This is a genomic window from Phycicoccus sp. HDW14, from assembly GCF_011383005.1.
GTDB lineage: Bacteria > Actinomycetota > Actinomycetes > Actinomycetales > Dermatophilaceae > Phycicoccus.
On sequence record NZ_CP049935.1, the window covers coordinates 1,857,442 to 1,881,430 of the forward strand.

Annotated in this window: 19 protein-coding genes and 3 pseudogenes; 12 read left to right on the forward strand and 10 right to left on the reverse strand. The window is 74.9% G+C overall.

Features of this window, described 5'->3' with window-relative positions; all coding sequences use genetic code 11:
• Positions 1–48: 48 nt before the first annotated feature.
• From G7075_RS09210 to G7075_RS09225, 4 genes and pseudogenes are all read left to right on the forward strand, one after another.
• A pseudogene (locus G7075_RS09210) lies at positions 49–1,392 on the forward strand (ABC transporter ATP-binding protein); the annotation flags it as partial.
• A 301-nt stretch (positions 1,393–1,693) separates the two neighbouring features.
• Positions 1,694–2,518 carry an ECF transporter S component gene (locus G7075_RS09215; protein WP_166121234.1) on the forward strand — a complete coding sequence of 275 codons (825 nt, stop codon included), beginning with the start codon at positions 1,694–1,696 and terminating at the stop codon, positions 2,516–2,518.
• Positions 2,515–3,054 carry an NUDIX hydrolase family protein gene (locus G7075_RS09220; protein WP_166124317.1) on the forward strand — a complete coding sequence of 180 codons (540 nt, stop codon included), beginning with the start codon at positions 2,515–2,517 and terminating at the stop codon, positions 3,052–3,054. Before G7075_RS09215 ends, G7075_RS09220 begins: the two co-directional genes overlap by 4 nt.
• Positions 3,055–3,200: 146 nt before the next feature.
• Positions 3,201–3,677, forward strand: coding sequence for a VOC family protein (locus G7075_RS09225; RefSeq protein WP_166121237.1), 477 nt, complete (start codon positions 3,201–3,203; stop codon positions 3,675–3,677).
• 124 nt (positions 3,678–3,801) lie between these two features.
• On the opposite strand, the gene G7075_RS09230 is transcribed toward G7075_RS09225, so the two are convergent.
• Together G7075_RS09230 and eccCa are read right to left on the reverse strand one after the other, a co-directional pair.
• Complete coding sequence (locus G7075_RS09230) at positions 3,802–4,554, reverse strand: 1-acyl-sn-glycerol-3-phosphate acyltransferase (RefSeq protein ID WP_166121239.1); 753 nt, start codon at positions 4,552–4,554, stop codon at positions 3,802–3,804.
• A gap of 14 nt (positions 4,555–4,568) precedes the next feature.
• A complete protein-coding gene (gene eccCa, locus G7075_RS09235) occupies positions 4,569–8,435 on the reverse strand; it encodes a type VII secretion protein EccCa (protein WP_166121242.1) in 3,867 nt (1,288 codons plus the stop codon).
• A 226-nt stretch (positions 8,436–8,661) separates the two neighbouring features.
• Between eccCa and G7075_RS09240 the strand changes: the two genes are divergently transcribed.
• Positions 8,662–10,332, forward strand: coding sequence for a hypothetical protein (locus tag G7075_RS09240; protein ID WP_166121245.1), 1,671 nt, complete (start codon positions 8,662–8,664; stop codon positions 10,330–10,332).
• Here the strand turns inward: G7075_RS09240 and G7075_RS09245 are convergent.
• The 5 genes from G7075_RS09245 to G7075_RS09265 form a co-directional block, all read right to left on the reverse strand.
• Entirely contained in the window at positions 10,219–11,676 is a 1,458-nt protein-coding gene (locus G7075_RS09245; protein ID WP_166121248.1) for a hypothetical protein, read from the reverse strand. The genes G7075_RS09240 and G7075_RS09245 overlap by 114 nt on opposite strands.
• On the reverse strand, positions 11,676–13,184 hold the full coding sequence (locus tag G7075_RS09250) for a S8 family serine peptidase (RefSeq protein WP_166121251.1): 1,509 nt from the start codon (positions 13,182–13,184) through the stop codon (positions 11,676–11,678). The genes G7075_RS09245 and G7075_RS09250 overlap by 1 nt, the downstream gene beginning before the upstream one ends.
• Positions 13,184–13,768, reverse strand: coding sequence for a hypothetical protein (locus tag G7075_RS09255; protein WP_166121254.1), 585 nt, complete (start codon positions 13,766–13,768; stop codon positions 13,184–13,186). Before G7075_RS09255 ends, G7075_RS09250 begins: the two co-directional genes overlap by 1 nt.
• A gap of 115 nt (positions 13,769–13,883) precedes the next feature.
• Positions 13,884–14,174 carry a WXG100 family type VII secretion target gene (locus tag G7075_RS09260; RefSeq protein WP_166121256.1) on the reverse strand — a complete coding sequence of 97 codons (291 nt, stop codon included), beginning with the start codon at positions 14,172–14,174 and terminating at the stop codon, positions 13,884–13,886.
• Positions 14,175–14,205: 31 nt separating this feature from the next.
• The gene (locus G7075_RS09265; protein WP_166121259.1) at positions 14,206–14,523 is read right to left on the reverse strand and encodes a WXG100 family type VII secretion target; all 318 of its coding nucleotides are present in this window, start codon (positions 14,521–14,523) and stop codon (positions 14,206–14,208) included.
• A 318-nt stretch (positions 14,524–14,841) separates the two neighbouring features.
• On the opposite strand from G7075_RS09265, the gene G7075_RS20265 reads away from it, so the two are divergent.
• From G7075_RS20265 to valS, 7 genes and pseudogenes are all read left to right on the forward strand, one after another.
• A complete protein-coding gene (locus tag G7075_RS20265) occupies positions 14,842–16,086 on the forward strand; it encodes an EsaB/YukD family protein (RefSeq protein ID WP_256378068.1) in 1,245 nt (414 codons plus the stop codon).
• Position 16,087: 1 nt separating this feature from the next.
• A pseudogene (locus G7075_RS22695) lies at positions 16,088–16,777 on the forward strand (type VII secretion protein EccB); the annotation flags it as partial.
• A 71-nt stretch (positions 16,778–16,848) separates the two neighbouring features.
• Entirely contained in the window at positions 16,849–17,085 is a 237-nt protein-coding gene (locus G7075_RS21095; protein WP_240917996.1) for a hypothetical protein, read from the forward strand.
• A gap of 41 nt (positions 17,086–17,126) precedes the next feature.
• Positions 17,127–17,417 carry a type VII secretion protein EccB gene (locus tag G7075_RS21100; RefSeq protein WP_240917997.1) on the forward strand — a complete coding sequence of 97 codons (291 nt, stop codon included), beginning with the start codon at positions 17,127–17,129 and terminating at the stop codon, positions 17,415–17,417.
• A gap of 202 nt (positions 17,418–17,619) precedes the next feature.
• Positions 17,620–18,000 (forward strand): annotated as a pseudogene (locus tag G7075_RS22700) (S8 family serine peptidase); the annotation flags it as partial.
• On the forward strand, positions 17,928–18,650 hold the full coding sequence (locus tag G7075_RS09280; RefSeq protein ID WP_166124318.1) for a S8 family serine peptidase: 723 nt from the start codon (positions 17,928–17,930) through the stop codon (positions 18,648–18,650). The pseudogene G7075_RS22700 and the gene G7075_RS09280, both read left to right, overlap by 73 nt.
• A gap of 43 nt (positions 18,651–18,693) precedes the next feature.
• Complete coding sequence (valS, locus tag G7075_RS09285) at positions 18,694–21,330, forward strand: valine--tRNA ligase (protein WP_166121263.1); 2,637 nt, start codon at positions 18,694–18,696, stop codon at positions 21,328–21,330.
• Between the two features lie 50 nt (positions 21,331–21,380).
• Here valS and G7075_RS09290 read toward each other — a convergent pair whose 3' ends face one another.
• The 3 genes from G7075_RS09290 to clpX all read right to left on the reverse strand — a co-directional run bounded on the left by G7075_RS09290 (position 21,381) and on the right by clpX (position 23,978).
• Positions 21,381–21,887, reverse strand: a complete 507-nt coding sequence (locus G7075_RS09290; protein WP_166121266.1) for a hypothetical protein — start codon at positions 21,885–21,887, stop codon at positions 21,381–21,383.
• A gap of 40 nt (positions 21,888–21,927) precedes the next feature.
• Positions 21,928–22,605: a hypothetical protein gene (locus tag G7075_RS09295; RefSeq protein ID WP_166121269.1), complete on the reverse strand. Its 678-nt coding sequence runs from the start codon at positions 22,603–22,605 to the stop codon at positions 21,928–21,930.
• Positions 22,606–22,688: 83 nt separating this feature from the next.
• On the reverse strand, positions 22,689–23,978 hold the full coding sequence (gene clpX / locus G7075_RS09300) for an ATP-dependent Clp protease ATP-binding subunit ClpX (protein WP_166121272.1): 1,290 nt from the start codon (positions 23,976–23,978) through the stop codon (positions 22,689–22,691).
• Positions 23,979–23,989: the final 11 nt, after the last annotated feature.

Genomic DNA, 23,989 nt, shown 5'->3' on the forward strand with positions numbered 1-23,989 from the left:
ATCGTCCTCGAGTCGGTGTCGGTCGTGCCGTCCGGGGCCGGGCACCCGGTGCTGCGCCACGTCGACCTCGTCGTCGAGGAGGGCGAGCTGGCCCTCGTCGTCGGACGCACCGGGTCGGGCAAGTCGACCCTCCTCGGCGCGATGTGCGGACGGGTGCCGCACTTCACCGGCGGCACGCTGCACGGCCGGGTGCTCGTCCACGGCCGAGACACCCGCGAGCACCGCCCCCGCGACCTCGCCGACCTCGTCGGGGTCGTCGGGCAGGACCCGCTCGCCGGCTTCGTCACCGACACCGTCGAGGAGGAGCTCGCCTACGGGATGGAGCAGCTCGGCCTGCCGGCCGCGACGATGCGCAAGCGGGTCGAGGAGACGCTCGACGTGCTCGGCATCCCCGAGCTCCGCAGTGCCGCCCTCCGCGAGCTGTCCGGGGGGCAGCAGCAGCGGGTGGCCATCGGGTCGGTGCTCACCGCCCACCCGCGCGTCATCCTCCTCGACGAGCCGACCTCGGCCCTCGACCCCACCGGCGCCGAGGAGGTGCTCGCCACCATCACCCGCCTCGTGCACGACCTGGCCGTCACCGTCGTCGTGGCCGAGCACCGGGTCGAGCGGGTGCTGCACTACGCCGACCGGGTCGTGCACGTCGCACCCGACGGCATCGTGACGGCCGGGTCGCCCGCCGCGCTGATGGAGACGAGCGACATCGCGCCGCCGGTCGTCGAGCTCGGCCGGTGGGCGGGGTGGTCGCCGCTCCCGTTGTCGGTGCGCGACGCCCGCCGGGCCGCTCGCGACCTCCGAACCCGCCTCTCGCACAGCGATGTCGGTCCCGAGGTCGGTAGGTCGGGTCGGGGAGCCACGGCCCTGCGGGCGTCCGGCGTCGTCGTCCGGCACCCGGGCGACGTCGTGGCCGTGGCCGGCGTCGACCTCGACCTGCACGCCGGCGAGGTCACCGCGCTCATGGGGCGCAACGGCTCCGGCAAGTCCTCGCTGCTGTGGGCACTGCAGGGCAGTGGTGCCGTGGCGTCCGGGCGGGTGCGTGTCGGCGGCCCGGACGAGGAGCCCCTCGACCCCGCCGCCCTCGGGCCGGTCGAGCGCCGGGCCCGCGTCGGTCTCGTGCCGCAGAGCGCGACCGACCTGCTGTACCTCGAGTCGGTCGGCGCCGAGTGCGCCCAGGCCGACCGCGAGAGCACGATGCCCGCCGGGTCGTGCGCCGCGCTGCTCGCCCGGCTGGCCCCCGACGTACCGGCCGACCGGCACCCCCGCGACCTCTCCGAGGGGCAGAAGCTCGCCCTCGTCCTCGCCGTGCAGCTGACCGCCGACCCACCCGTCCTCCTCCTCGACGAGCCCACGCGCGGCCTCGACTACACGGCCAAGGCCGCGCTCGCCACGACCCTGCGCGACCTCGCCGACCGCGGCCGCTCCGTCGCGATCGCCACCCACGACGTCGAGTTCGTCGCCGAGTGCGCCGACCGGGTCGTCGTCATGGCCGCGGGTGAGGTGGTCGCCGACGGCCCGACCGCTGAGGTCGTCGTCTCCTCCCCCGCGTTCGCGCCCCAGGTCGCCAAGGTGCTCGCGCCCGGGCCGTGGCTCACGGTGGCCGACGTGCGCGCCGCCGCTGCGGGGTGGCGCGGTGAGCGCGGTGGGCGCGGTGGCCGAGGGCCGCCGCACCGCCGCCGTCGCGCTGCGGCCCCGGTCGATGGCCGCCGTGGCGCTGGTCAGCGTCGCCGGGCTCATCGCCTTCGGGTGGCCGCTGCTCGTCACCCCGGGGTCCGGGCTCGCCCACTCGACCGATGCCCCCCTCGTCCTCGCCCTCGTGCTGCCGCTGCTGCTGGCCGTCGTCCTCGCCGAGATCGCCGAGGGCGGGATGGACGTCAAGGCGGTCGCGATGCTCGGGGTCCTGTCGGCCGTCGGGGCGGCACTGCGACCGCTCGGCGCCGGCACCGCGGGCCTGGAGACGGTGTTCTTCCTCCTCGTGCTCGGCGGACGGGTGTTCGGTGCGGGCTTCGGCTTCGTGCAGGGCGCCGTGACGCTGTTCGCCTCGGCACTCATCACCGGCGGCGTCGGGCCGTGGCTGCCGTTCCAGATGCTCGGGGCGGCGTGGGTCGGCTGGGGGGCCGGGCTCCTGCCGCCGGCCCGCGGGAAGCTCGAGGTGGCGATGCTCGCGGCCTACGGCGCGGTCGCCGGGCTCGCCTACGGGATGCTGCTCAACCTCTCGTTCTGGCCGTTCTCGACCGGCCTGTCCGGCGGGCTGTCGTTCGTCGCCGGCGCCCCGCTCACCGAGAACCTCCACCGCTTCGTCGTCTTCAGCCTCGCCACGAGCCTCGGCTGGGACCTCGGGCGGGCGGTCACCAACGCCGTCCTCGTCACCGTCACGGCGCGGCCGGTGCTCGGCGCCCTGCGGCGCGCCGCCCGCCGCGCCGCCTTCGGGGCGCCCGTCGTCTTCGAGGACCAGCGCGACCGGGACCGGTCGGCGGGCCCGGCGTCGGACGACACCGCGCGCTTGGCACAATCGCCTCCATGAACCCCCTCGAGCTGGACCGCGACCCCGCCTGGCTGAGCCGCGAGGAGCTCGACTCGGCGCGCGAGAAGCTGCCCATCCTCTACGTCGACGCCGTGCCCGTGCGGGTCGACGAGCGGGGCGAGGTCGCGGCCGTCGGTGTGCTGCTGCGCCTCGACGGCGAGGGGAAGGTGTGCCGCGAGCTGGTCTCCGGCCGCGTGCTGCACCACGAGCGGGTGCGCGACGCCCTGCTGCGGCACATCGAGAAGGACCTCGGGCCGGTCGCCCTCCCCCGCATCCCCGCGTCGCCCCAGCCGTTCACCGTCGCCGAGTACTTCCCGACGCCCGGCGTGACGCCCTTCCACGACCCCCGCCAGCACGCGGTGTCGCTGGCCTACGTCGTACCCGTCGCCGGCGACTGCGCACCCCAGAACGACGCGCTCGACCTCACCTGGCTCACGCCCTCGCAGGCCCTCGACCCCGGCGTCCAGGCCGAGATGGAGCGCGGCCACGGGGTGCTGCTGCGCCAGGCGCTGGCCCACCTCGGCCACTCCGTCTGACCGGCGCGGACCGGAGGGATCCGGCTCGCGAGCCGTGCTGCCGGTCGCGAACCGGGTCGACGCGGCTCGCGAGCACCACTCCGGCCGGCGAGCCCTGTCTACGGGGGGTCTTGACCGGCACGGCCGGCGCGACCACTGTGGCGGTCATGCCGCAGTTCTCCGGGCTCAACCACGTGTCGCTCAGCGTCACCGACCTCGACGCGAGCGAGGGCTTCTACACACGGCTGCTGGGCTTCCGGCGCATCCTCGACGTCGGGTACGCGCGCATCTGCATCCACCAGGGCACCGGTTTCGTCCTGGCCCTCGTGCGGCACGAGAAGGGCCGCGGCGAGCGGTTCACCGAGCTGACGACTGGGCTGGACCACCTCGGGTTCGCCGCCGCCGACCGCGACGAGCTCGTCGAGTGGGCCGCGCGGATGGACCAGCTCGGCGCCGAGCACTCCCCGGTGCAGGACATGCCCCTCGGGTACCACCTGAACTTCCGCGACCCCGACGGCATCGCCCTCGAGCTCCAGGCCCCGACCGCGGCGTACTCCGCCGTGCTCGCCGACGTCGCGACCCGCGAGGTCTCCGACGAGGAGGTCGCGGCGCTGGCCGCCCGCCTGCTCGGCCCGCCCGCCTGACGCCGACCGCCTGACCCCGGGCCCCGGGCCCTGACGCACGCGAGTCGGTTGGCCGCGTCCGAGCCCCCTGCAGGAGGCTCGCGCGGCGGGAACCGTCTCGGGCGACGCCGGAGCGACCGCTCGCTCAGCCGGTGAACTTGTCCCGGGTGCGCTTCATGTCGGACTCGTCGGCCTCGTGGGCGGCCTCGGGCGTCGGCGCCGTGCCCCCGAGCCGGGCGGGCACCCAGCGCAGGTCCTCGCCGGTGAGGGTCGGGTAGGCGGCCTGCTGCACGTCGAGCTGGGCCTGCATGGCGGCCTTGACCCGCGCCGTGGCCTCCTCGACGTTCTCGCGTCGCCCGATCTCCAGCGGCTCACCGACCGCGATCATCACGGGGATGTTGGCCCGGCCCATGTGCTTGGGCAGGTCCTTGGTCCACACCCGCTGCCCGCCCCAGATCGTCGTCGGCAGCACCGGCACGCCGGCCACCTGGGCCATCTTCACGGCGCCGGGCTTGAACTCCTTGAGCTCGAACGAGCGGGACATCGTCGCCTCCGGGAAGACCCCGACGATCTCGCCGCCCTTGAGCGCGTGGATGGCGTCCTTGAAGGCCTGCCCACCCCGGTGCCGGTCGACGGGGATGTGGCCCATCCCGCGCATCAGCGGCCCGGACACCCGGTGGGCGAAGATCGACTTCTTGGCCATGAACCGCACGTAGCGGCGGTGCGGCCAGGCCGGCAGCCCGGCGTACATGAAGTCGAGGTAGGACGTGTGGTTGATCGCCATGACCGCGCCACCGACGCGCGGCACGTGCTCCTCGCCGGTGATCGTCAGCCGAGTGCCCTGCAGGAAGAACAGCGTCTTCGCCGCGTGGATGACGGGGCGGTACACGGGCTCCATGCCCGCAGCCTAGGTCAGTCGTGCCTCGGGGGCTGCCACGCGGTCTGGAAGACCTGGTCGCCGAGGTCGCGCGAGATGATGCGGGCGCGCCCGGGCGGCTGCACCGAGGCCTTGACGCGGCCGATGAGCATCCCCTCGTCGGCGCTGCCCGAGAGCAGGACGCCCGGCGAACCGAGGTCGCGCACGGTCTGGAGCACCGGCTCGAACAGGGCGCGCGAGGCGCCACCGGTGCGCCGCGTGAGGACCAGGTGCAGCCCCACGTCGCCGGCCTGGGCCAGCATCGGCACGAGCGGACGCAGCGGCGAGCCCGACGAGGTGACGACGAGGTCGTAGTCGTCGACGAGGAAGTAGACCTCGGCCCCCGACCACCACGAGCGCGACCGCAGCTGCTCAGGGGTGACGTCCGGGCCGGGCAGGCGGCTGCGGAGGAAGTCGGCGATGCCCTCGACGGCCGCGACGGTCTGCTCCTCGGTGGTCAGGTACTCCCCGACGTGGGCCTCGGGCAGCTCGCCAAGCAGGCCGCGCCGGTAGTCGACGACGAACAGCCTCGCCTCGGCCGGCGTGTGCAGGCGGGCGACCTCGTGGGCGACGGTGCGCAGGAACGCGGTCTTGCCGCTGTCGCCGTCGCCGAGCAGGTAGAGGTGCGGCTCCTCGGCGAGGTCGAGGCCGATGGGCGCGAGGTTGGCCTCGTCGACCCCGAGCAGCAGCCGACGGTCGTCCGGGCCGGCGAGCTCGCGGACGGCCTCGAGGGTGATCTCGTCGGGGAGCAGCCGCAGCTTCGGGCCGCGGGGCCCCTGCCACGCGGCGTTGACCCGGGTGACGAGGTCCTCGACCCCGTCGCCGAGGTCGTCGACACTGCCCCGGTCGTCGATGCGCGGGACGGCCCCGAGGAAGTGGTGCTTGGTCATCGTCAGGCCGCGCCCCGGCCGCCCCTTCGGCACGTTGGCCGCGACCTTGCGGTCGACCTCGGAGTCGGTGGGGTCGCCGAGCCGCAGCTCGACGCGGGTGCCGAGGACGTCGCGGATCTGGTTGCGGAAGTCCATCCAGCGCGAGGTCGTGACGACGACGTGGACCCCGAAGGTCAGGCCGCGACCGGCGAGCTCGGTGATCTGCCCCTCGAGCTCGTCGAACTCGGCGCGCACGGTGGGCCAGCCGTCCACGACGAGGAAGACGTCGCCGTAGCCGTCGTCGACCCGGCCCTCGGCCCGGCGACGCCGGTAGGTCTCGATGGAGTCGATGCCGTGGGTGCGGAAGTAGGACTCCCGGGCGTCGACGATGCCGCGGATCTCGGCAACGAGCCGGCGCACGACCTCGGGCTCGCTGCGGTTGGCGACGCCGGCGACGTGGGCCAGCTTGGCCAGCGGCGTGAAGGTGCCGCCCCCGAAGTCGAGGACGTAGACCTGGCTCTCGAGCGGGGTCGTCGTCAGGGCGATGGCGGCGACGACGGTGCGCGCGAAGGTCGAGCGGCCGGAGCGCGGCCCGCCGACGACGGCGACGTGACCGGCGGCCCCGCTGAGGCGCAGCACGTACAGCTCGCGACGCTGCTCGAGCGGGCGGTCGACGATGCCGACCGGTAGCACGTAGTCGCCGCGGTCGCGCCACGAGCGGCTGACGAGCCCCAGCTCGGGGTCGGCGACGAGGTCGCGGAAGAGCTGGTCCATCGAGTGAGGCACGTCGAGCGGCGGGAGCCAGACCTGGTGTGCCGGACGGCCCTTGCCACGCATCCGGGACACGGCGATGTCGAAGACGGCGCGCTCCTCGGCGGTCTCGACGGCGGCCACCTCGACCGGCTCGACGCTGCCCCGGCGACCACCGGTGACCGGCGCCAGGGTGAACGGGAGGATCTCGGTGGACGTGCTCGGCGCACCCGGCTCGGCGGCCGCGCGCCGGCGACGGCCCTTCGGCGGCCCGGAGACGTAGGCGGCCTTGAACTTCGTGAGCGTGGTCTGGTCGGGCTTGAGGTAGCCCAGGCCCGGGACCGGCGGCAGCTCGTAGGCGTCGGGGACGCCGATGACCGTGCGCGACTCGCCGGCCGAGAAGGTGCGCAGACCGATGCGGTACGACAGGTGCGACTCCAGCCCGCGCAGGCGCCCCTCCTCGAGGCGCTGCGACGAGAGCAGCAGGTGCATCGAGAGCGAGCGCCCGAGGCGTCCGATGGCGACGAACAGGTCGGCGAACTCGGGCTTGGCGGCGAGCAGCTCGGAGAACTCGTCGGCGACGATGAGCAGCGCGGGCAGCGGCTCGAGGTCGGCACCGCCGGCCCGGGCGCGCTCGTAGTCGGTGACGTTGGCGAAGTTGCCGGCCGAGCGCAGCAGCTCCTGGCGGCGGGTCATCTCGCCCTGCAGTGCGTCCTGCATGCGCTCGACGAGGGTGAGCTCCTGGCCGAGGTTGGTGATGACCGCCGAGACGTGCGGCATGTCGGCCATCCCGGCGAACGTCGCACCACCCTTGAAGTCGACGAGGACGAAGTTCAGCGCCTCCGGCGAGTGCGTCATCGCGAGCGCGAGCACGAGGGTGCGCAGCAGCTCGGACTTGCCCGAGCCGGTGGCGCCGATGACCAGGCCGTGCGGGCCCATGCCCTGCTGGGCGGACTCCTTGATGTCGAGCGCGACGGGAAGTCCCTTCTCGTCGACGCCGATCGGGACGCGGAGGCGGTCGCGCTGGAGCCGGGCGCGCCACGCGGTGTCGGTGTCGAAGTCGCGGACGTCGCCGGTACCCAGCAGGTCGACGAGCTCGGTGGAGGCCGAGAGGGCGTCGCGCGCCTCGGGCTCGTCGGCGGTGTAGCGCGGAGCGAGCCGGCGCGCGGCGGCCTCGGCGCGGGTGGTCGAGACCTGGTCGGCGACCCCGTGCGCGACGCCGCGGGCCAGGCTGATGATCTCGAGCGGCGCGGTGCCGACGCGGGGGCCGCCCTCGGCACGCTGCCCGACCGCCAGGCGCAGCGTGGTCGAGGAGTCGAGCTCGCCCCACTGCTCGGGGAGGTCGAGGACGGTGACGCCGAGGACGCCGTCGGAGGTGACGACCGGGTTGCCCGGCGGCACGTGGCCGCCGTCGACGACGAGGAGGACGTGCGGCAGGGAGGGCCGGTCGGAGGGGCCGAACCGCGGCCGCTCGACGATCTCCTGGGGCAGCAGCGGCAGGAGGTCGTGCACCGACTCGCCGACGAGCCGCACCGGCCCGACGGCGTCCTGCTCGCGCGGGCTGAGCGCGTGCGGCAGCCACTTGAGCCACTCCCACTCCGCGCGGGCCTCGCGCGAGACGAGCGCGGCGACGACGAGGTCGTCGGGGCCGTGCTGCATCGCGGCCTGGAGGACGACCGAGCGGGCCAGCGAGCGGGCGGTGTCGGCGTCGCCGGTGACCTCGACGTGCGGCCAGGCCCGCAGCGCGACCGACGCCGGGAGCCCGGGCTGGACGCGGTGGGTGGACAGCAGCCGGTGCAGGCCGGAGGCGGCGACGGGGTCGAGCTGGGCGAGCGGGGCGGTCTCGGGGGCCTCGAGCTCGAGGCAGAGCGGCTGCGCGGTGGTGCCCATCCGCACCTGGAGGAAGTCGCCGTCGGACGGCTGGCGCTCCCAGACACGGCTGCCCTCGGCGGCGATGACGGGCAGGGCACCGGGGTCGGGGTAGTCCCAGAGGGCGGCCTCGCGCTGGCGGGACGCGGCGTCGCGGATGGTCTCGCGGACCTCGGCGAGGTAGGCGAGGTACTCACGGCGGGCGGCGACGACCCCGGCCGAGTGCTGCTGGCGCTGGCGCACGCCGCTCGCCGCGACGAACCCCACGCTCGCGACGAGGAACATCCCGGCGGTGAACCAGGCCCGCGCCCCCGACTGGGACAGGGCGACGAAGCCGATGGAGCCGAGCGAGCCGAGCATCGGGACCGCCTGCATGAGCAGGCCGCTGGCCCCTCGGACGGCGTGATCTCCGGAGGTGGCTGGAGGACGATCCGCCCCGACGGCACCTCGGGTGCCTTCTCGCGGGCGCCGCCGCGCGCGGCCACCGTCATTCCCGTCCCCTCCCACGTCGTGCTGCCGGACGGGCCCACGCTACCCGTGGATACTGTTCCTCGCGGGCACTGGGCGCACCTCGCGGCCAGCACGACACGGGGAGGGGATCATGGCCGAGCCGACGCAGCAGCTGACCCTCGTCGCGGACGAGCGGCGCTACGACCTCGTCGTCCCCGTGGGCACCCGGGTCACCGAGGTGCTGTCCGTCCTCGGCATCTCCTCGAGTGCCGCCCCGAGCTCGGTCGCCACGGCTGCCGGCCACGTCTACGGCCCCCAGGACCGCCTCGGCGAGGAGCTGCCGGCCGGGTCGGTGCTCACCGTCGTGCGCACCACGACCCACCGCCTCCACCGCGAGGTCGTCAGCCTCGACCGCTCCTCCTCCGCCCCGGGTGGGCGCGCGGCCGGGCCGTCGTGGGCCGGGGGCTCGCGGGCGCCGGCGGCCCCCGACCGCGCCGGTGTCTCCCTCGTCGACGACTCCACCCGGCGCCGCGACGAGGTCGACGACGGCGAGGCCACGGTCAGCCGGGCCGCGCTGCACGCCGAGCGCCGTCGGCGGGGCCGCCGTCCGCGTCGTCGCGGCGGCCGCGGGCTCGACGTCGGGCCGGCCCTCGTCGCCGGCACCGCGCTGGTCAGCGTCGTCGGCGGGGTGCTCGCGCTCGCCGTGCCGGCCGGCGACGCCGCGGGCGTGCTCGGCTCGACCCCCGCCCGCTGGGCCGCGGCCGGCCTGCTGCTCGCGGCCGCGGTGGCCGCCACCCTCCTCACGCCCCGTCACCGCGAGGGCGGCGCGGTCGTCCGGCTCGCCGGGGCCCCCGCCCTGGCCGTCGCCGCCGGGCTCGCCGCCCCGTTCGCCGAGTCGCCGTCGCGCGTCGCCGTCTCCGTCACCGTCGCCGCGGCGCTCGGAGCGGTGGTCCTCGCGCTCGCCTCCTCCGACGGCTCCCCCGCCGACCGGGCCGAGCGCACGGCCACGGCGTGCCTCGGGGGGGTCGCGGTCGTCGTCGCGTTCACGGTGCTCACCGGGCAGCCGCTGGCCGCCGCCGCGGCGGTGCTCGTCGGGCTCGCGCCCGTCGTGGTCCGCGCGCTGCCGAGCGCCAGCCTCGACGTCGATCCCACCCAGCTCCTCGACACCGACCGCCTCTCGACGACGGTCTGGTCGGTGCGCGAGCGGCACGCGCCGCGGCGCCGCCGGGTCACCGGCCCCGACGTACGCGACCGCGTGGCCCAGGCCCGGTCGGTGGTCTCGGTCGGCACGGCCTACCTGTCCCTGCTCGCGGCCGTCGCCGGCTGGGCCCTGGCCCTGTCGCCGCCGCTGTCCACCGTCGCGCCGTGGGCCCGGTGGACCGTCCTCGCCGGGGCCGCGGTCGCCCTGGGCTACCAGTCCCGGCACGTGCGCGACCGGCTGGCCCGCTACGCGATGCTCGCCGCGTCCGCCTCGCTCACCGCCGCGACCTCGGTGGCGCTCGTCGACTGGGACGGCGGGTGGCGCTGGCCGCTCGTGGGCGTGGCCGTGCTCCTCGGGGTCGTGGGCGTCGTCGCGGCGGTGGCCATCGCGGGCGGCTGGGCCTCGACCCGCCTCTCGCGCACCGCCGACCGGCTCGAGGCGCTCGCGGTCGTCACGGTGCTCCCGCTCGGCGTGCTCGCCGCGGGGCCGTGGAAGCGCTGCGGCGCCTCACCTCGGGCTGAGGGGAGGCGCCGCAGGCGTCGTCGGGGTCGGGTCAGCGCCACACGGGCGGCGTGGCGTCGTCCTCGCCCTCGAACCAGGTCTCCTCGTCCTCGTGGGTGAGGAAGTCGACGTCCTCGGGACGACCGTCCTTGTCCTTCTTGCCGCCCCGACCGCCCGCACCCGACCCGGCGGCCACGCCCGCGCGACCGCCGCGCGAGCCCTCGCCGAGCTTCGGCACGCCGTAGCGCCCCGCTCCCCGGGCTCCGCGCACGCCGCCGGTGCCGCGACCGCCGCCGCGCCCGGCCGAGCCCTGGCCGCCGGCGACCATGCCGCCACGACCGGCCGTGCCACCGCGCCCGGCGACACCGCCGCGCCCCGCGGCCCCGGTGCTGCCACCGGCGACGAGCGAACCACGGCCGCCAGCACCCAGGGCGCCCCCACCGAGCTTGCCGAGCATGCCCTTGCCGAGCATCGCGGCGCCGCCGGCGAGCATCCCGCCGCCGACCGCGCCGGCACCGGTGCCCCCGCCGATGCCGCCCCCGGTGGAGCCGCCGCCGCCCGGGCTCGTGCCCGCCCAGTCGGGGGTGCCGGGGCCGGTGGGCGTCGTCGTGCCGACGGTGCCGCCGTCGAGGTCGACCCCGGGGTCGACGGGATCGACCGGGACGATGACGACCGGCGGCTCGACCTCCGGCGGGATGTAGCCGGTGCAGATCGGGTAGTCCGTCGGGCCCGTGGTCGGGGCGGGGTCGTGGTGTTCCCGCCCCCCGTGCCGCCACCGGTGGGCGCGACGTAGCCGCCACCGCTCGGGCCACCGCCCGGCGGCCTCGAACCGCCGCCCCCACCGCCGCCGGAGCTGCTCGGGGTGATGGTGACCGCGTCCTTCTGGGCCTCGACGGGCATCTCCTTCGCGGCGTCCGTGATGTCGCCCCGGAACGCGGCGAGCACGGCCGCGGCCTGCTGCTCGCGCTGCTCGCGCTGGGCGGCGACGGCGGCGTCGTAGGCCTGCTGGTCGAAGACCTTGCCGTCGGGCACCGGCTGGTTGCCCTGGCGCGCCTGGGTCTTCTCGTAGGAGCTGCGGTCGACGTCGGTCGAGATCGGGCGCACGGTGTTCTGGTAGGCCTGCCGTGCGTTGTCGGCCGCCTCGGCCGCCTTCGTGAGGCCGCGCTTGATGCCGCGGATCTCCTCGGCGCGCGTGTCGAGCTGCGAGGCGAGGGTCTGCAGGGTCGCGTAGGCGCTGTCGGCCGCCGGGCCCTGCCACGGCCGGTCGGCCCCCTTGAGCTTGCTCATGACGCTGCGCACCTCGGCGGCGAGGTTGCTCACCGTGTCGGAGGTCGTGCCCCAGTCGTCGGCCGTCATCCGCACGAGCACCGCCGAGAAGCCGTAGATGTCGTGGAGCGTCGTCTCGTGCGGGCCTGCGTCGCCGGGCAGTGGCGGGTAGCCGGGGCCCTCGTCGGGAATGACCATCAGTGCTTCCTCCCCTCGGCGCCCAGGGCGCCGTCCGTCGTGGTCGTGGTCGTGGTGGAGTCGGTGGGGCCCTCCGGGCCCGGTGCGCCGGCCGGCGTCGCGGCGGACGGGCTGGAGCCGCGCCGGCCGAGCAGGTACGCGCCGCCGGCCGCGAGGAGGACCAGGACGAGCACGCCGACGCCGATCGGGAGCCAGGGCGTGCCGGACCCCTCGTCGGTCCGGGCCGGGGCCGCCGCCTGCGCCGAGGGTGAGGAGGCCGTGGGCGAGGCCGTGGGGGTGGCCGACGACGAGGCCGAGGGGCTGCCCGACCCGGTGGCGGCGGCGATCTGCTCGCGCGTCGGGTCGGCGGCCGAGTTGTCGCGGACGAACGGGTTGTCCGTCGGCAGCGTCGTGGGGTCGACCCGCACGGCGTCCGCGGGGTCGAAGATGCCCCAGCCGTAGGCGGCGTTCGGCGTCTTGACCGTCGGGAGGTCGGTGCCCGAGCGGCGGAACCACGTCTCGTAGCCGCCGCCCTTCTTCGGGCGCAGGCCGACGGTGTCCTTGACGGCCTGCAGCACCTGACCGGCACCGGCGTCGGGGTGGGCCGAGCGCATCGCGGCGATGCCTCCGCTGACCAGCGCCGTCGCGATGGAGGAGCCGGACACGACGGTGTCGCTGTGCCACCCGGAACCGTCGTAGCTGCCCGCCATGACGTCCTTGCCCGGCGCGGTGAGGCCGATGAACGAGCTGTTGTGCACGGCGAAGTCGGGGATCCGGCCGGCCCGGTCGACGCTGTTGACGAGCACGACGCCGTTGCCGAGGCCGGGCCACTGCGGGTCGGTGCGCGTGTTCGGGGTGCCCGCCACGACGACCGCGTCGCCGCGGTAGGCGGCCAGGAGGCTCTCGATCATGTCCTCGTCGAACCCGGCGATGAGGCTGATGCTGATGACGTCGGCGCCGTCCTCGGCGGCCTGGGCCATCGCGTCGGCGATCGCCTGGTCGATGTTGTCGCCGCCCGCCTTACGCATGACGCACTGGTTCTCGCCGTCGGTGCCCCGGTAGAGCACGGCGTAGTGGCGGATCCTCACGTCGGGGGCGATGCCGAGGATGCCCCGGCCGCCCCGGCCGGTGCCCTTGCCGGTGCCGGCGATGAGCGAGGCCATGCTCGTGGCGTGCTCGGCGACCTTGCCCTTCGCGGACGGTGACAGGAGGCGGCCCGTGGCCCCGCCGGGGGTCTCGCAGTAGCTGCGGCTGGAGACGACCTTGCCGCGCAGCTCGGGGACGGTGGGGTCGATCGGGCCGTCGATGACCGCGACGGTGACGCCCTTGCCGGTGCCGGAGCGGTTCAGCGCGTCGACGCCCATCGCCGACCGCCACCACTCGCCCGGGAGGGGCGCGTCCGCGGCCCGCACCGGCCCCGTCGCCGCCCGGGGCGCCGCCTGGGCTCCCGCGGGGACGACGGCGGCACCGCCGACCCCCGCCACGAGGGCGAGGGCCAGGGCGGTGTGCCGGAGGCGGGCTCGGGACATCAGCCGACGTCCATGCCGCTCGACGGAGGGGTGTCGGTCGTTGCCCCGTCCTGGGTGCCCGACGGAGCCGGGCCGGAGCCGGTGTCGACACCGGGGTCGGTGCCCGTGGCGCCGTCAGGGCCCTGGCCGGTGGGGGCGCCGTCCTGGAGGCTCACCTGCGCCGCGGCGCCCTGCTGGGCGGCAGCGTCGTCGGCGGCCTGCTCGGTCTGCTGCGCGGCGGCCGACCCGCTGCCGTCGCCCCAGCGCGCCTGGAGGGTCTGGAAGGCGTCGCCGGAGGCCTCGTCGCGCTCGCGGATCTCGGCGCCGGCCTGGGACAGCGCCTGCGCGGCGGCGGTCAGGTCGTCGCGGATGCCGCGCAGCGTGGCCTCGTAGATGTGGGACGCGGCGACGTAGACGCTCGCGAAGTCCCGGGCGGCGGGGATGTCGCCGAACGTGTTCGCCGTCGTGACGGTGTACTCGACCGTCTTGAGCGCGTCGTGCGTCGACCCCGTCCAGTCGGTCTCGTAGTCGAGCCCGAGCGTCTGCAGGATCGGCGGGTACTGGATGGGGCCGCCCCCCGGGCCGCCCTCGTCGAGTCGTGGCACCGTGTCTCCTCCTCGGTCTGCCGGGTGGACGCCCCTCGCGTCCACCGGTGGTGACGCCCGACGTGCCGGCGCCCGGAGATCCGGGCGCCGGCACGGGACGTGCGGTGTGCGGCCGTCAGCCCCACATGTTCGTGTTGCGGAGCTCCCCGGCGAGGTAGTCCTCCTTGGACGTGATGACCGCCTGGCGGACGTCCTGGAGGAGCTGCTTGCACTCCTGGATCTGCTTCTCCCAGTCGGCCTGGGCCTGCGAGTACGCCGCGCGGGCCGAACCGTCCCACTGCTCGACGTACTTGCTGAGGTCGCTCTTCATGTCGCCGAGCCGGGACTCGATGTTCGTGAGGCCCTTCTGCATCTCGTCGACGAGCGTGTCGATGCCGGCGCCGCCGACCTTGATTCCGTCACCCATGGTGTCAGTCCCCTTGTCCGTGGTCCGTGGCTCAGCCGTTGCCGAGCATGCTGCTGTACTTGCTGAGGTTCGAGGCCGACGCCTGGTCGTCGGCGTCGTACTGACGCTGCGTCCCGGTGAGGTTGGCCTCGAAGGTGTCGAGCACGTCGACGATGTCCTGCGTCTGGATCTTCCAGGCCTCGCTGACCTGCTGGAAGCTGGAGGCGCCCTGGCCCTCCCAGTGGGCCTTGACGGCCTCCATCTGCGTCCGGAGGTTGTTGACCTGCGTACGCAGGTCCCCCCGTGCGACCGAGACGATGTCGGCGCTGGCCTTGACGACGCCTGCGCCGGCCCTGAACTGGTCACCCATGGTGTGTCCTTCCTTCGTGCGACGACGTTCGTGCCGCGGTCGATTCCACTGTCCCCCTGAAGGGCTGGTGTCCTGCAGACGGGTCCGTGTCGGCCCCTCGTCCTGCCCCGGACACTACGGTGCCATGCGGATCCGGTCGATGGGGAGAACTCCCCGATACTCACGCGTCTATGCTCGGAGCCCGTCGGACCGGCACCGGCCGGGAAGCCGTCGGAGGGGAGAGTCGGAAACCGTGAGCCAGACCAGCGCCGCCGCGTCGCTCGTGCGCGTCTCCGTGTCGTCGGGGACCCGCCGCGCGGACCTCGGTGTGCCCGGGGCATCCCGGTCGTCGAGATCGTCCCCGAGCTGGCCCGCGAGCTCGGCGTCCTCGACACCGAGCAGGCCTCGCACGGCTTCCGGCTCGTCGCCGGTGGCGGGATGCTCGTCGACCCCGACCGCTCGCTCGCGGCGCAGGGCATCACCGACGGCACCGTGCTCTCCCTCGAGGTCGTCGACCCCAGCACCGACAAGGTCTACGACGACGTCGTCGAGGCCGTCGCCGACGTCGTCGAGACCCAGTTCGCCCCGTGGACCGCCCGGCACAGCGCCGGCACCGCGGTCGGGGCGGCCACCGTCTTCTTCCTCTGCGCGGCGTGGGCGCTGTTCACCGCCCGCGGCTCCGGCGCCCTCGTCGCCGCCGTGTCGCTGGCCGTCGCGCTGCTCCTCGTCGGGGCCGCGGCCGTGCTGCACGCCCGGGCCCAGGCCGGCGGCGCGCTGGCCCTCGGGCTCACCGCCCTGGCCTACGCGGCGGTCGCCGGCAGCGCGCTCGCGCCCGGCGACCCGCTGTGGGGTCGCGGCCTGATGTGGGTCGGCGCCTCGGTCACGGTCCTCGGCCTGCTCGCGGCCCTGGCCGTCGGCCGGCACCGGCTGGTCCTCGCCGCGGGGGCCGTCGTCGGGGTGGCGGCCACCGGGCTCGGGGTCGCCACCGGGGTGGGCGGCGCCTCGATGACCTCCGCCTGCGCGGTCGTCCTCGTGCTCGCCGTCGTCCTCGGCAACGTGCTGCCCTGGCTCGGCCTGTCCTCCAGCCGGCTCACCACCCACCCGCCGCGCACCGAGGCCGAGATCGAGGCCGATGTCCCCGAGGTCGACCGCGAGCGCGTGCGGGCCCTCGTCGGCCGCGGCCACGACGTCATGGTCTCGGTGGCGCTGGCGTCCGGTGGCGCCACGCTCCTCACGGTGCCGCAGCTGGCCGCCTCGGGGATGGCGGGCACGCTGCTCGTCGTCGCCGGCAGCGTCGCGATCCTCCTGCGCACCCGGCACAGCCGCACCCGCACGGCCGTCGTCCTCGCGATGTCCACCGGCGTGCTCGGGCTCGCCCTGGCCGCCGTCGTCGCCGCGCTCGCACACCCGACCTGGCGCCCGGCGCTGGCCGTCGTGCTCGGGGCGACCGGGGCCGTCGTCGTCACCCTCGCCGTCCTCGCGCCGCGCACCCGGGTCCGCCTCGGCCGGATCGCCGACGCGCTCGACGGCGTCGTGCTCGTCGCCCTCCTGCCGCTGGGCGCCGCGACCCTCGGGATCCTCTGACGTGGCCACGAAGAAGGACCTCGTCGAGGCCCAGTCGTTCAGCAAGCGGCGGCTGACCACCGCGTTCGTCAGCGGCGCCCCGGGCGGCCGCGAGGTCGAGCCCGACCGGCCGCTGCGCGCCGTCGTCGGCGGTCTCGCGCTCACCGTCGTCCTCGTCCTCGGCAGCCTGGCCTTCGGCTGGCTGCGCTCCTCGCTGCCCGACGACTGGAAGAACGACCGCCTCGTCATCGCGGAGGACAGCGGCGCCCGCTACGTGTCGGTCAAGGGCGTCCTGCACCCGGTCGTCAACACGACGAGCGCGCGCCTGCTCATCCAGGCCGACCGGTTCAAGGTCCTCGCCGTGCCCGACGAGGAGCTCGCCGACATCAAGCGCGGGCCGACCCTCGGCATCCTCGGCGCCCCCGACTCGCTGACGCCGCGCGACCGGCTCGTCAACTCCGGATGGATCTCGTGCCTCGGTGCGGGACAACAGGTCTCGACGGTCATCGGCGCCAACGCCGCGGCGCGGGCCGCCGAGTCGGCCGCGGTCCTCGTCCGCTCCGGCGACAAGGTGTTCGTCGTCGGCAACGGGATGCGCTACCCCGTCGCGCCGCGCGACCTGTCCGCGGTCTCGGTCGCGCTGCGGCTCGACGGCCGGCCGGCCCTGGCCGCTCCGGCGGCCTGGCTCAACCTCTTCCCGAGGGCAGCGCCCTGGCGCCGCTCTCGGTCAGCGACCTCGGCAAGCCCCTGCCCGGTCTGCCCGCCGGCGCCACGGTGGGCTCGGTGCTGCGGGTCCAGACCGACGGGCGGCACTACCTCGTCACCGCCCGCGGCACCGTCGAGCCGCTGCCCGACGTCGCCCTCGCGATGTACCGGCTCGGGTCCGGCGCCTCGACCCAGGACGTACCGGTCCAGGCCGCGCAGTTCGCCCGGCTCCGCGTCGAGCAGCCCCGCACCGCCCCGGCGACTGGCCCGCCGTCCTGCCCACGGTCCTCGAGACGACGCCCTGCGCCACGCTGACGGCCGCCGCCGGCACGCCGCCGGTCGTCTCGCTCGGCACGGTGTCGAAGGACCCGCCCGAGGCCCAGCGCGGCCGCACCACCGTCGACACGGGCAGCGGCGCCCTCGTGCGGGCGGTGTCGGGCACGGTGCTCGGCAAGGGCCCGGTGCTCGCCGTCGACCAGACCGCCACCGCCTACGCCATCGACGCGGCCGACACCGAGGTGCTGGCCCGGCTCGGCTACCGACCCGACGACGTCGTGCCCGTGCCCGTCGCCTGGACCGAGATGTTCCGCTCCGGACCGGCGCTCGGCACGGCGGCGGCCCGCACCGTCGTCTCCGGCACGTCATGAGCCGTCCGCGCTGGGCTGCCGCCCTCGCGGTCCCGGTGCTGGCCGCCACGGTGCTCACCGTCCCGGCGGGGCCGGCGGTCGCCGTCCCCGCCGCCGCTCCCCCGGTCGGCCTGCGCGCCGCGGGCGAGCCGTGCGAGGAGGGGCGCACCCAGTGGGTCACCGACACCCCGCCGGCCCTCAACCGCTTCGCGGCCCAGCGGGCGTGGACCCTGGCCCGGGGCGCCGGGGTCACCGTCGCCGTCGTCGACAGCGGGATCGCCCGCAACAAGCACTTCCCGGCGGCAGCGTCCTCGACGGCCGCAGCTTCGTCGGCGGGTCGGCCCGCACCGACGGGCGGCTGCACGGAACGGCGGTGGCCGGCATCATCGCGGCGCGCAGCCTGGCACCCACGTCCGGGGTCGAGGGCCTGGCCCCGCGGGCGCGCCTCCTGCCCGTCAAGGTGGTGGCCGACGAGTCGTCCTCGCAGGAGGGCCCGGACACCAACGCCAGCACCCTGGCCGAGGGCATCCGCTGGGCGGCCGACCAGGGGGCGAAGGTCGTCAACGTGTCGCTGAGCACCGGCCGCGACGACCCCCGCCTGCGGGCGGCGGTGGCCCACGCCCGCTCCCGGGGGCGCTCGTCGTCGCGTCGGCCGGCAACTCCACCACCGAGGCACCGGTCCGCGCGCCCCGCTACCCGGCCGCCTACCCCGGCGTCCTCGGCGTGGCGGCGACCGACGACGACGACACCGTCGCCAAGGGCTCGGTGCCCGGGTCGCACGTCGACGTCGCGGCCCCGGGGGTGCAGGTGCTGACGACCTTCGGCGCCTGGGGTGACTGCTACCTCGGGGACGAGGCCGGCTCGACCAGCTACGCCGCCGCGTACGTCAGCGCCGCCGCCGCCCTCGTCGCGCAGCGCTTCCCGTCGGAGGGCCCGGACCGGTGGGCGCACCGGCTCGAGGTCACGGCCGCGCGCGACCGGCGCGACGCGCGCACCGACACCGTCGGCTGGGGCGTCGTGCAGCCGGTCGAGGCGCTCACCGCCGTGCTCGACGACGCCGTGGCCGGCCCGCTGCTGCCCGGGGCCGCGCCCCGGCCCACCGACGAGGCGCCGACCCGGCAGCTCGCCGTGCCGGTCGTCGTCGACCCCCGGGCCGGTGACCGCCGGCAGGTCCTCTGGGTCGCGGTGGGCGGCACGTCGGCGCTGCTCGGGCTGGCCCTCGTGCGGCTGGCCCGCCGGCGCCGTACCGCCTGAACCCGGGTGAGGCGGCCTCCTCACGTCTGGGAGGATGGCGCGCATGACCGAGCACGCCTCCCCCACCGCCGCCTCCGCCATCCCGGACCGGCCGTCCCTCGACGGCCTGGAGGAGAAGTGGGGCGCGGTATGGCAGGAGCAGGGCACCTACGCCTTCGACCGCGAGGCCGCCCTCGCCGGTGACCGCTCGGGCGTGTTCTCCATCGACACCCCGCCGCCGACCGCCAGCGGCTCGCTGCACATGGGGCACGTGTTCAGCTACACGCACACCGACTGCATGGCCCGCTACAAGCGGATGGCTGGCTTCAACGTCTTCTACCCCATCGGGTGGGACGACAACGGCCTGCCCACCGAGAAGCGCGTGCAGAACTACTACGGGGTGCGCGGCGACGCCACGCTGCACCACGACCCCGACTTCGTGCCGCCGTTCCGCGGTGACGCCAAGAGCACCAAGGCCGCCGACGAGCTGCCGATCTCGCGGCAGAACTTCATCGAGCTGTGCGACGAGCTGACCGTCAAGGACGAGGAGGCCTTCGAGTCCCTGTTCCGACGCATCGGCCACAGCTACGACTGGTCGATCGGCTACCGCACCATCGACGACCACTCGCGCGCGACCTCGCAGCAGGCCTTCCTGCGCAACGTCCGTCGCGGCGAGGCCTACCAGTCCGAGGCCCCGGGCCTCTGGGACGTGACCTTCCAGACCGCCGTCGCGCAGGCCGAGCTCGAGGCCCGCGACTACCCCGGCGCGTACCACCGGGTCGCGTTCCACGGCGCCGACGGCCCGGTGCACATCGAGACCACGCGCCCCGAGCTCATCCCCAGCTGCGTCGCGCTCATCGCCCACCCCGACGACGAGCGCTACCAGCCGCTGTTCGGGTCCACCGTCCGCACACCGCTGTTCGGTGTCGAGGTGCCCGTGCTGGCCCACCCGGCGGCCGAGATGGACAAGGGCGCGGGCATCGCCATGTGCTGCACCTTCGGCGACCTCACCGACGTGCTGTGGTGGCGCGAGCTGCGGCTGCCGACCCGCTCGGTCATCACCCGCAGCGGTCGGCTCCAGACCGAGGTGCCCGAGTGGCTCGAGGGCTCGAGCGGTGAGGCGCTCTGGGCCGAGGGCCTCGCCGGGAAGACGGCGTTCTCGGCGCGGGAGGCGGTCGTCACCGCCCTGCGCGAGTCCGGCGACCTCGACGGCGAACCGAAGCCCACCCAGCGCAAGGCCAACTTCTACGAGCGCGGCGAGAAGCCGCTCGAGATCGTCACGACCCGTCAGTGGTACATCCGCAACGGGGGCCGCGAGGCCGACCTCAACGCGGCGCTCATCGCCCGCGGCGAGGAGATCGACTTCCACCCCGGGTTCATGCGCAACCGCTACGCGAACTGGGTGCAGGGCCTCAACGGCGACTGGCTCGTCTCGCGCCAGCGCTTCTTCGGTGTGCCGATCCCGGTCTGGTACCCCGTCGACGCCGACGGCGAGCCCGACCACGACCACCCGATCCTCCCCGACGAGGCCGACCTGCCCGTCGACCCCGCGGCCAACCCGCCGGCCGGGTACACCGAGGACCAGCGCGGCGTGTCGGGCGGCTTCGTCGGCGACCCCGACATCCTCGACACCTGGGCGACCTCGTCGCTCAGCCCCCAGATCGCGGCCGGCTGGCGTCGCCGTGACGGCGGCGAGGGCTCGGAACCGTTGTTCGACAAGGTGTTCCCGATGGACGTGCGCCCGCAGGCCCACGACATCATCCGTACCTGGCTGTTCGCCACGGTCGTGCGCGCCCACTTCGAGCACGGCTCGGTGCCGTGGACGAACGCCGCCATCTCCGGCTGGATCCTCGACCCCGACCGCAAGAAGATGAGCAAGTCGCGCGGCAATGTCGTGACCCCCGAGGACCTCCTCAAGGAGCACTCGGCCGATGCGGTGCGCTACTGGGCGGCCAGCGGCAGGCTGGGCACCGACGCCGCGTACGACGTCGGGCAGATCAAGGTCGGCCGGCGGCTGGCCATCAAGGTCCTCAACGCCAGCAAGTTCGCGCTGTCCTTCGGGTCGGTCGAGGGCGACCTCGCCGCGCAGGTCACCGACCCGCTCGACCTCTCGGTGCTCGCCGGGCTGCGCGAGGTCGTCGAGAAGGCCACCGCCGGCTTCGAGGCCTGGGACCACACCCGCGCGCTCGAGGCCACCGAGTCCTTCTTCTGGACCTTCTGCGACGACTACCTCGAGCTGGTCAAGGACCGCGCGTACGGGTCGCGCGGCGAGGAGGGCGCCGCCTCGGCCCGCGCGACGCTGCGCATCGTCCTCGACGTGCTCCTGCGCCTCTTCGCCCCCGTGCTGCCCTTCGTCACCGAGGAGGTCTGGAGCTGGACGCACGACGCCGGCTCGGTGCACCGCGCGCCCTGGCCGACCGTCGACGAGGTGCCGGCCGGGGGCGACCCCGCGGTGCTCGCGGCCGTCGGTGCGGCCCTGGCCGTCGTGCGCAAGGCGAAGTCGGAGGCCAAGGTCGGGATGCGCGCCGAGGTGCCGGTGGCGACCCTCGTCGGGCCCGCCGGGCTGCTCGAGCACGTGCGCACCGGCGAGGCCGACCTGCGCGCCGCCGGCCGGCTCACCGGCTCGCTCGAGTACGCCGAGGGCGAGGAGGTCGCCACCCGCGACCTCGAGCTCGTGCCGGTCGCCAAGCCCACCGCCTGACGCCCGGGACCCCGGGCTGCTCTGCTGGTTCGAGGTATTCGGCGACCGGCTCAGGGGCGCCGAATACCTCGAACCAGCGGGCTGAGGGCGTCATCCCCTCCAGCGGAGGCGGATGAGGTCGAGTCCGTCCCGTTCGGGTTCCGCGTCGAGGTCGCCCGAGCGGATGCGCCCGACGACCTCGTCGACGAGCGGGCCCAGCTCCTCCCGCCGGCGCACGCCGTGCCAGGCCAGCGTGCCCCGACGTCCTCCTCGGGCGTGTACCGGTCGACCTGCACCCACCAGCGCGCTCCGGGCGGGAAGCGACCGGCCCACAGCGCGGCCCCGACGACGAGAACGGCGAGCACCACCACCCACCGCCCGGACGGCCACGGGACGAGCAGCGCCAGCGCCCCACCGACCCACCACCCGACGAACCCGCCGACGATCGCGTGCCGGACGACGTGCCGGCGGTCGGTCGTCACGGAGTACTGCGCGTGCGGGGACGTGACGACCACCCGTCCGAGCTCCTCGACCAGCTCGAGGGCCCGGCCGGGAGCGGTGTCCTCGGGCAGCGGCACGCGCACAGACTAGGGCCGGAGCCGACCGCGCGTCCCGTGGTCAGGCCGGCGCCGCGCCGAAGCTGGGCGCACTCTGGCGGGCCTCGACCCGCCGGAGCCCGGTGGGGCGCACCGCGACCCAGGGCACGTCCCACCCGGAGAGCCCCAGCCGGTGCTGCACGACCGTGTCGCGGCGCAGGTGGTCGACGCGCCCGGTCGCGGGGTCGTAGACGTCGAGGGTGCGGTCACCGTCACCGGGCAGGACGAGGGTGACGTGCCGGGGCAGCAGCCGGTTGCCGATGTACAGCAGGGCCGGCTCACCGTCGGCGACGACCTGGACGAGGGTGTCGAAGGCCTCGACGAGGCCGTACTCGTCCGCCCCGCGCAGCACCTCGACCGTGTACGTCGTGCCGAGCCGCGCGGCCCCGAACTCCAGCTCACGCCGGGCGCCCCACGGGGGCGTGCCGAGGGCCCGCGGCCACGGCAGGTTGAGCCGGTGCCCGCCCGCGAAGAGGCCGTTGGTGCGGCGCATGACGACCCGCTCGTAGGCGGCGAAGCGCTCGGCCTGGGTGCCGCCCTCCGGGGAGCCCGGGAGCTGCGGCGAGCCGGTGTGCACCCAGCCCGCGAAGACGGGGTCGACGAGCATCCGGGCGACGGTGAGGCAGGCCGACCCGCACGTCACCGGGGACTGCTGCACGGGGCCGGTGTCACCGGCCCGGAGCCTGAAGGTCGTTGCCACCTGCACATCGTCGCCGCCGGACGGCCGGGACGCCACCACCTCGGGTCACCGGAGTGTTCCCGCGCCGGTGCGGCCCGCGGGCGTCAGGCCGAGCGCTTGCGGGGCGTGCGCTTGCGACCGGTCTCGGCGTCGTGCCGGACGATGGTCGGGTTGACGTTCTTGAGGACGACGTCGCGGGTGACGAGCACCTTGGCGATCTCCTCGTCGCTGGGGACGTCGAACATCGTCGGGAGGAGGACCTCCTCCATGATCGCGCGCAGACCGCGGGCGCCGGTGCCGCGGGCCAGGGCCTGCTCGGCGACGGCCTCGATGGCGTCCTCGCTGAACTCGAGGACGACGCCGTCGATCTCGAACATCTTCTGGTACTGCTTGACGAGGGCGTTGCGCGGCTCGGTGAGGATGCGCACGAGGGCGGCGACGTCGAGCGGCGAGACGGTGGTGATGACCGGCAGGCGGCCGATGAACTCGGGGATGAGCCCGAACTTCATGAGGTCCTCGGGCATGACCTCGTGGATGCTCTCGGCGAGGTCCTTCGGGGTGTGCAGCTCGGAACCGAAGCCCAGGCCCTTCTTGCCGTTGCGTGACTCGATGAGCTTCTCGAGGCCCGCGAACGCCCCGCCGACGATGAACAGCACGTTCGTCGTGTCGATCTGGATGAACTCCTGGTGCGGGTGCTTGCGACCGCCCTGCGGCGGGACCGACGCGGTCGTGCCCTCGAGGATCTTCAGCAGCGCCTGCTGCACGCCCTCACCCGACACGTCGCGCGTGATGCTCGGGTTCTCGGACTTGCGGGCGATCTTGTCGACCTCGTCGATGTAGATGATGCCCGTCTCGGCCTTCTTGACGTCGTAGTCGGCGGCCTGGATGAGCTTGAGGAGGATGTTCTCGACGTCCTCGCCGACGTAGCCGGCCTCGGTGAGGGCCGTGGCGTCGGCGATGGCGAAGGGGACGTTGAGCATCTTGGCCAGGGTCTGGGCGAGGTAGGTCTTGCCGCAGCCGGTGGGGCCGATGAGCAGGATGTTCGACTTGGCGATGTCGACGTGCTCGACGTCCTTCTTCGCGGAGGCGCCGGCCTCCCCGGCCTGGATGCGCTTGTAGTGGTTGTAGACGGCGACGGCCAGGGCCTTCTTCGCGACGTCCTGGCCCACGACGTAGTTCTCGAGGAAGTCGAAGATCTCGCGCGGCTTGGGCAGCTCGTCGAGGCCCAGCTCACCGGACTCGGCGAGCTCCTCCTCGATGATCTCGTTGCACAGGTCGATGCACTCGTCGCAGATGTAGACCCCGGGGCCCGCGATGAGCTTCTTGACCTGCTTCTGCGACTTGCCGCAGAAGGAGCACTTCAGCAGGTCGCTGGTCTCTCCGACTCGTGCCACGGGTACGTCCT

Coding starts and splice junctions, on each gene's coding strand:
- G7075_RS09215 (WP_166121234.1), top strand. CDS start 1,694: ATGGCCGCCGTGGCGCTGGTCAGCGTCGCCGGGCTCATCGCCTTCGGG.
- G7075_RS09220 (WP_166124317.1), top strand. CDS start 2,515: ATGAACCCCCTCGAGCTGGACCGCGACCCCGCCTGGCTGAGCCGCGAG.
- G7075_RS09225 (WP_166121237.1), top strand. CDS start 3,201: ATGCCGCAGTTCTCCGGGCTCAACCACGTGTCGCTCAGCGTCACCGAC.
- G7075_RS09230 (WP_166121239.1), bottom strand. CDS start 4,554: ATGGAGCCCGTGTACCGCCCCGTCATCCACGCGGCGAAGACGCTGTTC.
- eccCa (WP_166121242.1), bottom strand. CDS start 8,435: ATGCAGGCGGTCCCGATGCTCGGCTCGCTCGGCTCCATCGGCTTCGTC.
- G7075_RS09240 (WP_166121245.1), top strand. CDS start 8,662: ATGGCCGAGCCGACGCAGCAGCTGACCCTCGTCGCGGACGAGCGGCGC.
- G7075_RS09245 (WP_166121248.1), bottom strand. CDS start 11,676: ATGGTCATTCCCGACGAGGGCCCCGGCTACCCGCCACTGCCCGGCGAC.
- G7075_RS09250 (WP_166121251.1), bottom strand. CDS start 13,184: ATGTCCCGAGCCCGCCTCCGGCACACCGCCCTGGCCCTCGCCCTCGTG.
- G7075_RS09260 (WP_166121256.1), bottom strand. CDS start 14,174: ATGGGTGACGGAATCAAGGTCGGCGGCGCCGGCATCGACACGCTCGTC.
- G7075_RS09265 (WP_166121259.1), bottom strand. CDS start 14,523: ATGGGTGACCAGTTCAGGGCCGGCGCAGGCGTCGTCAAGGCCAGCGCC.
- valS (WP_166121263.1), top strand. CDS start 18,694: ATGACCGAGCACGCCTCCCCCACCGCCGCCTCCGCCATCCCGGACCGG.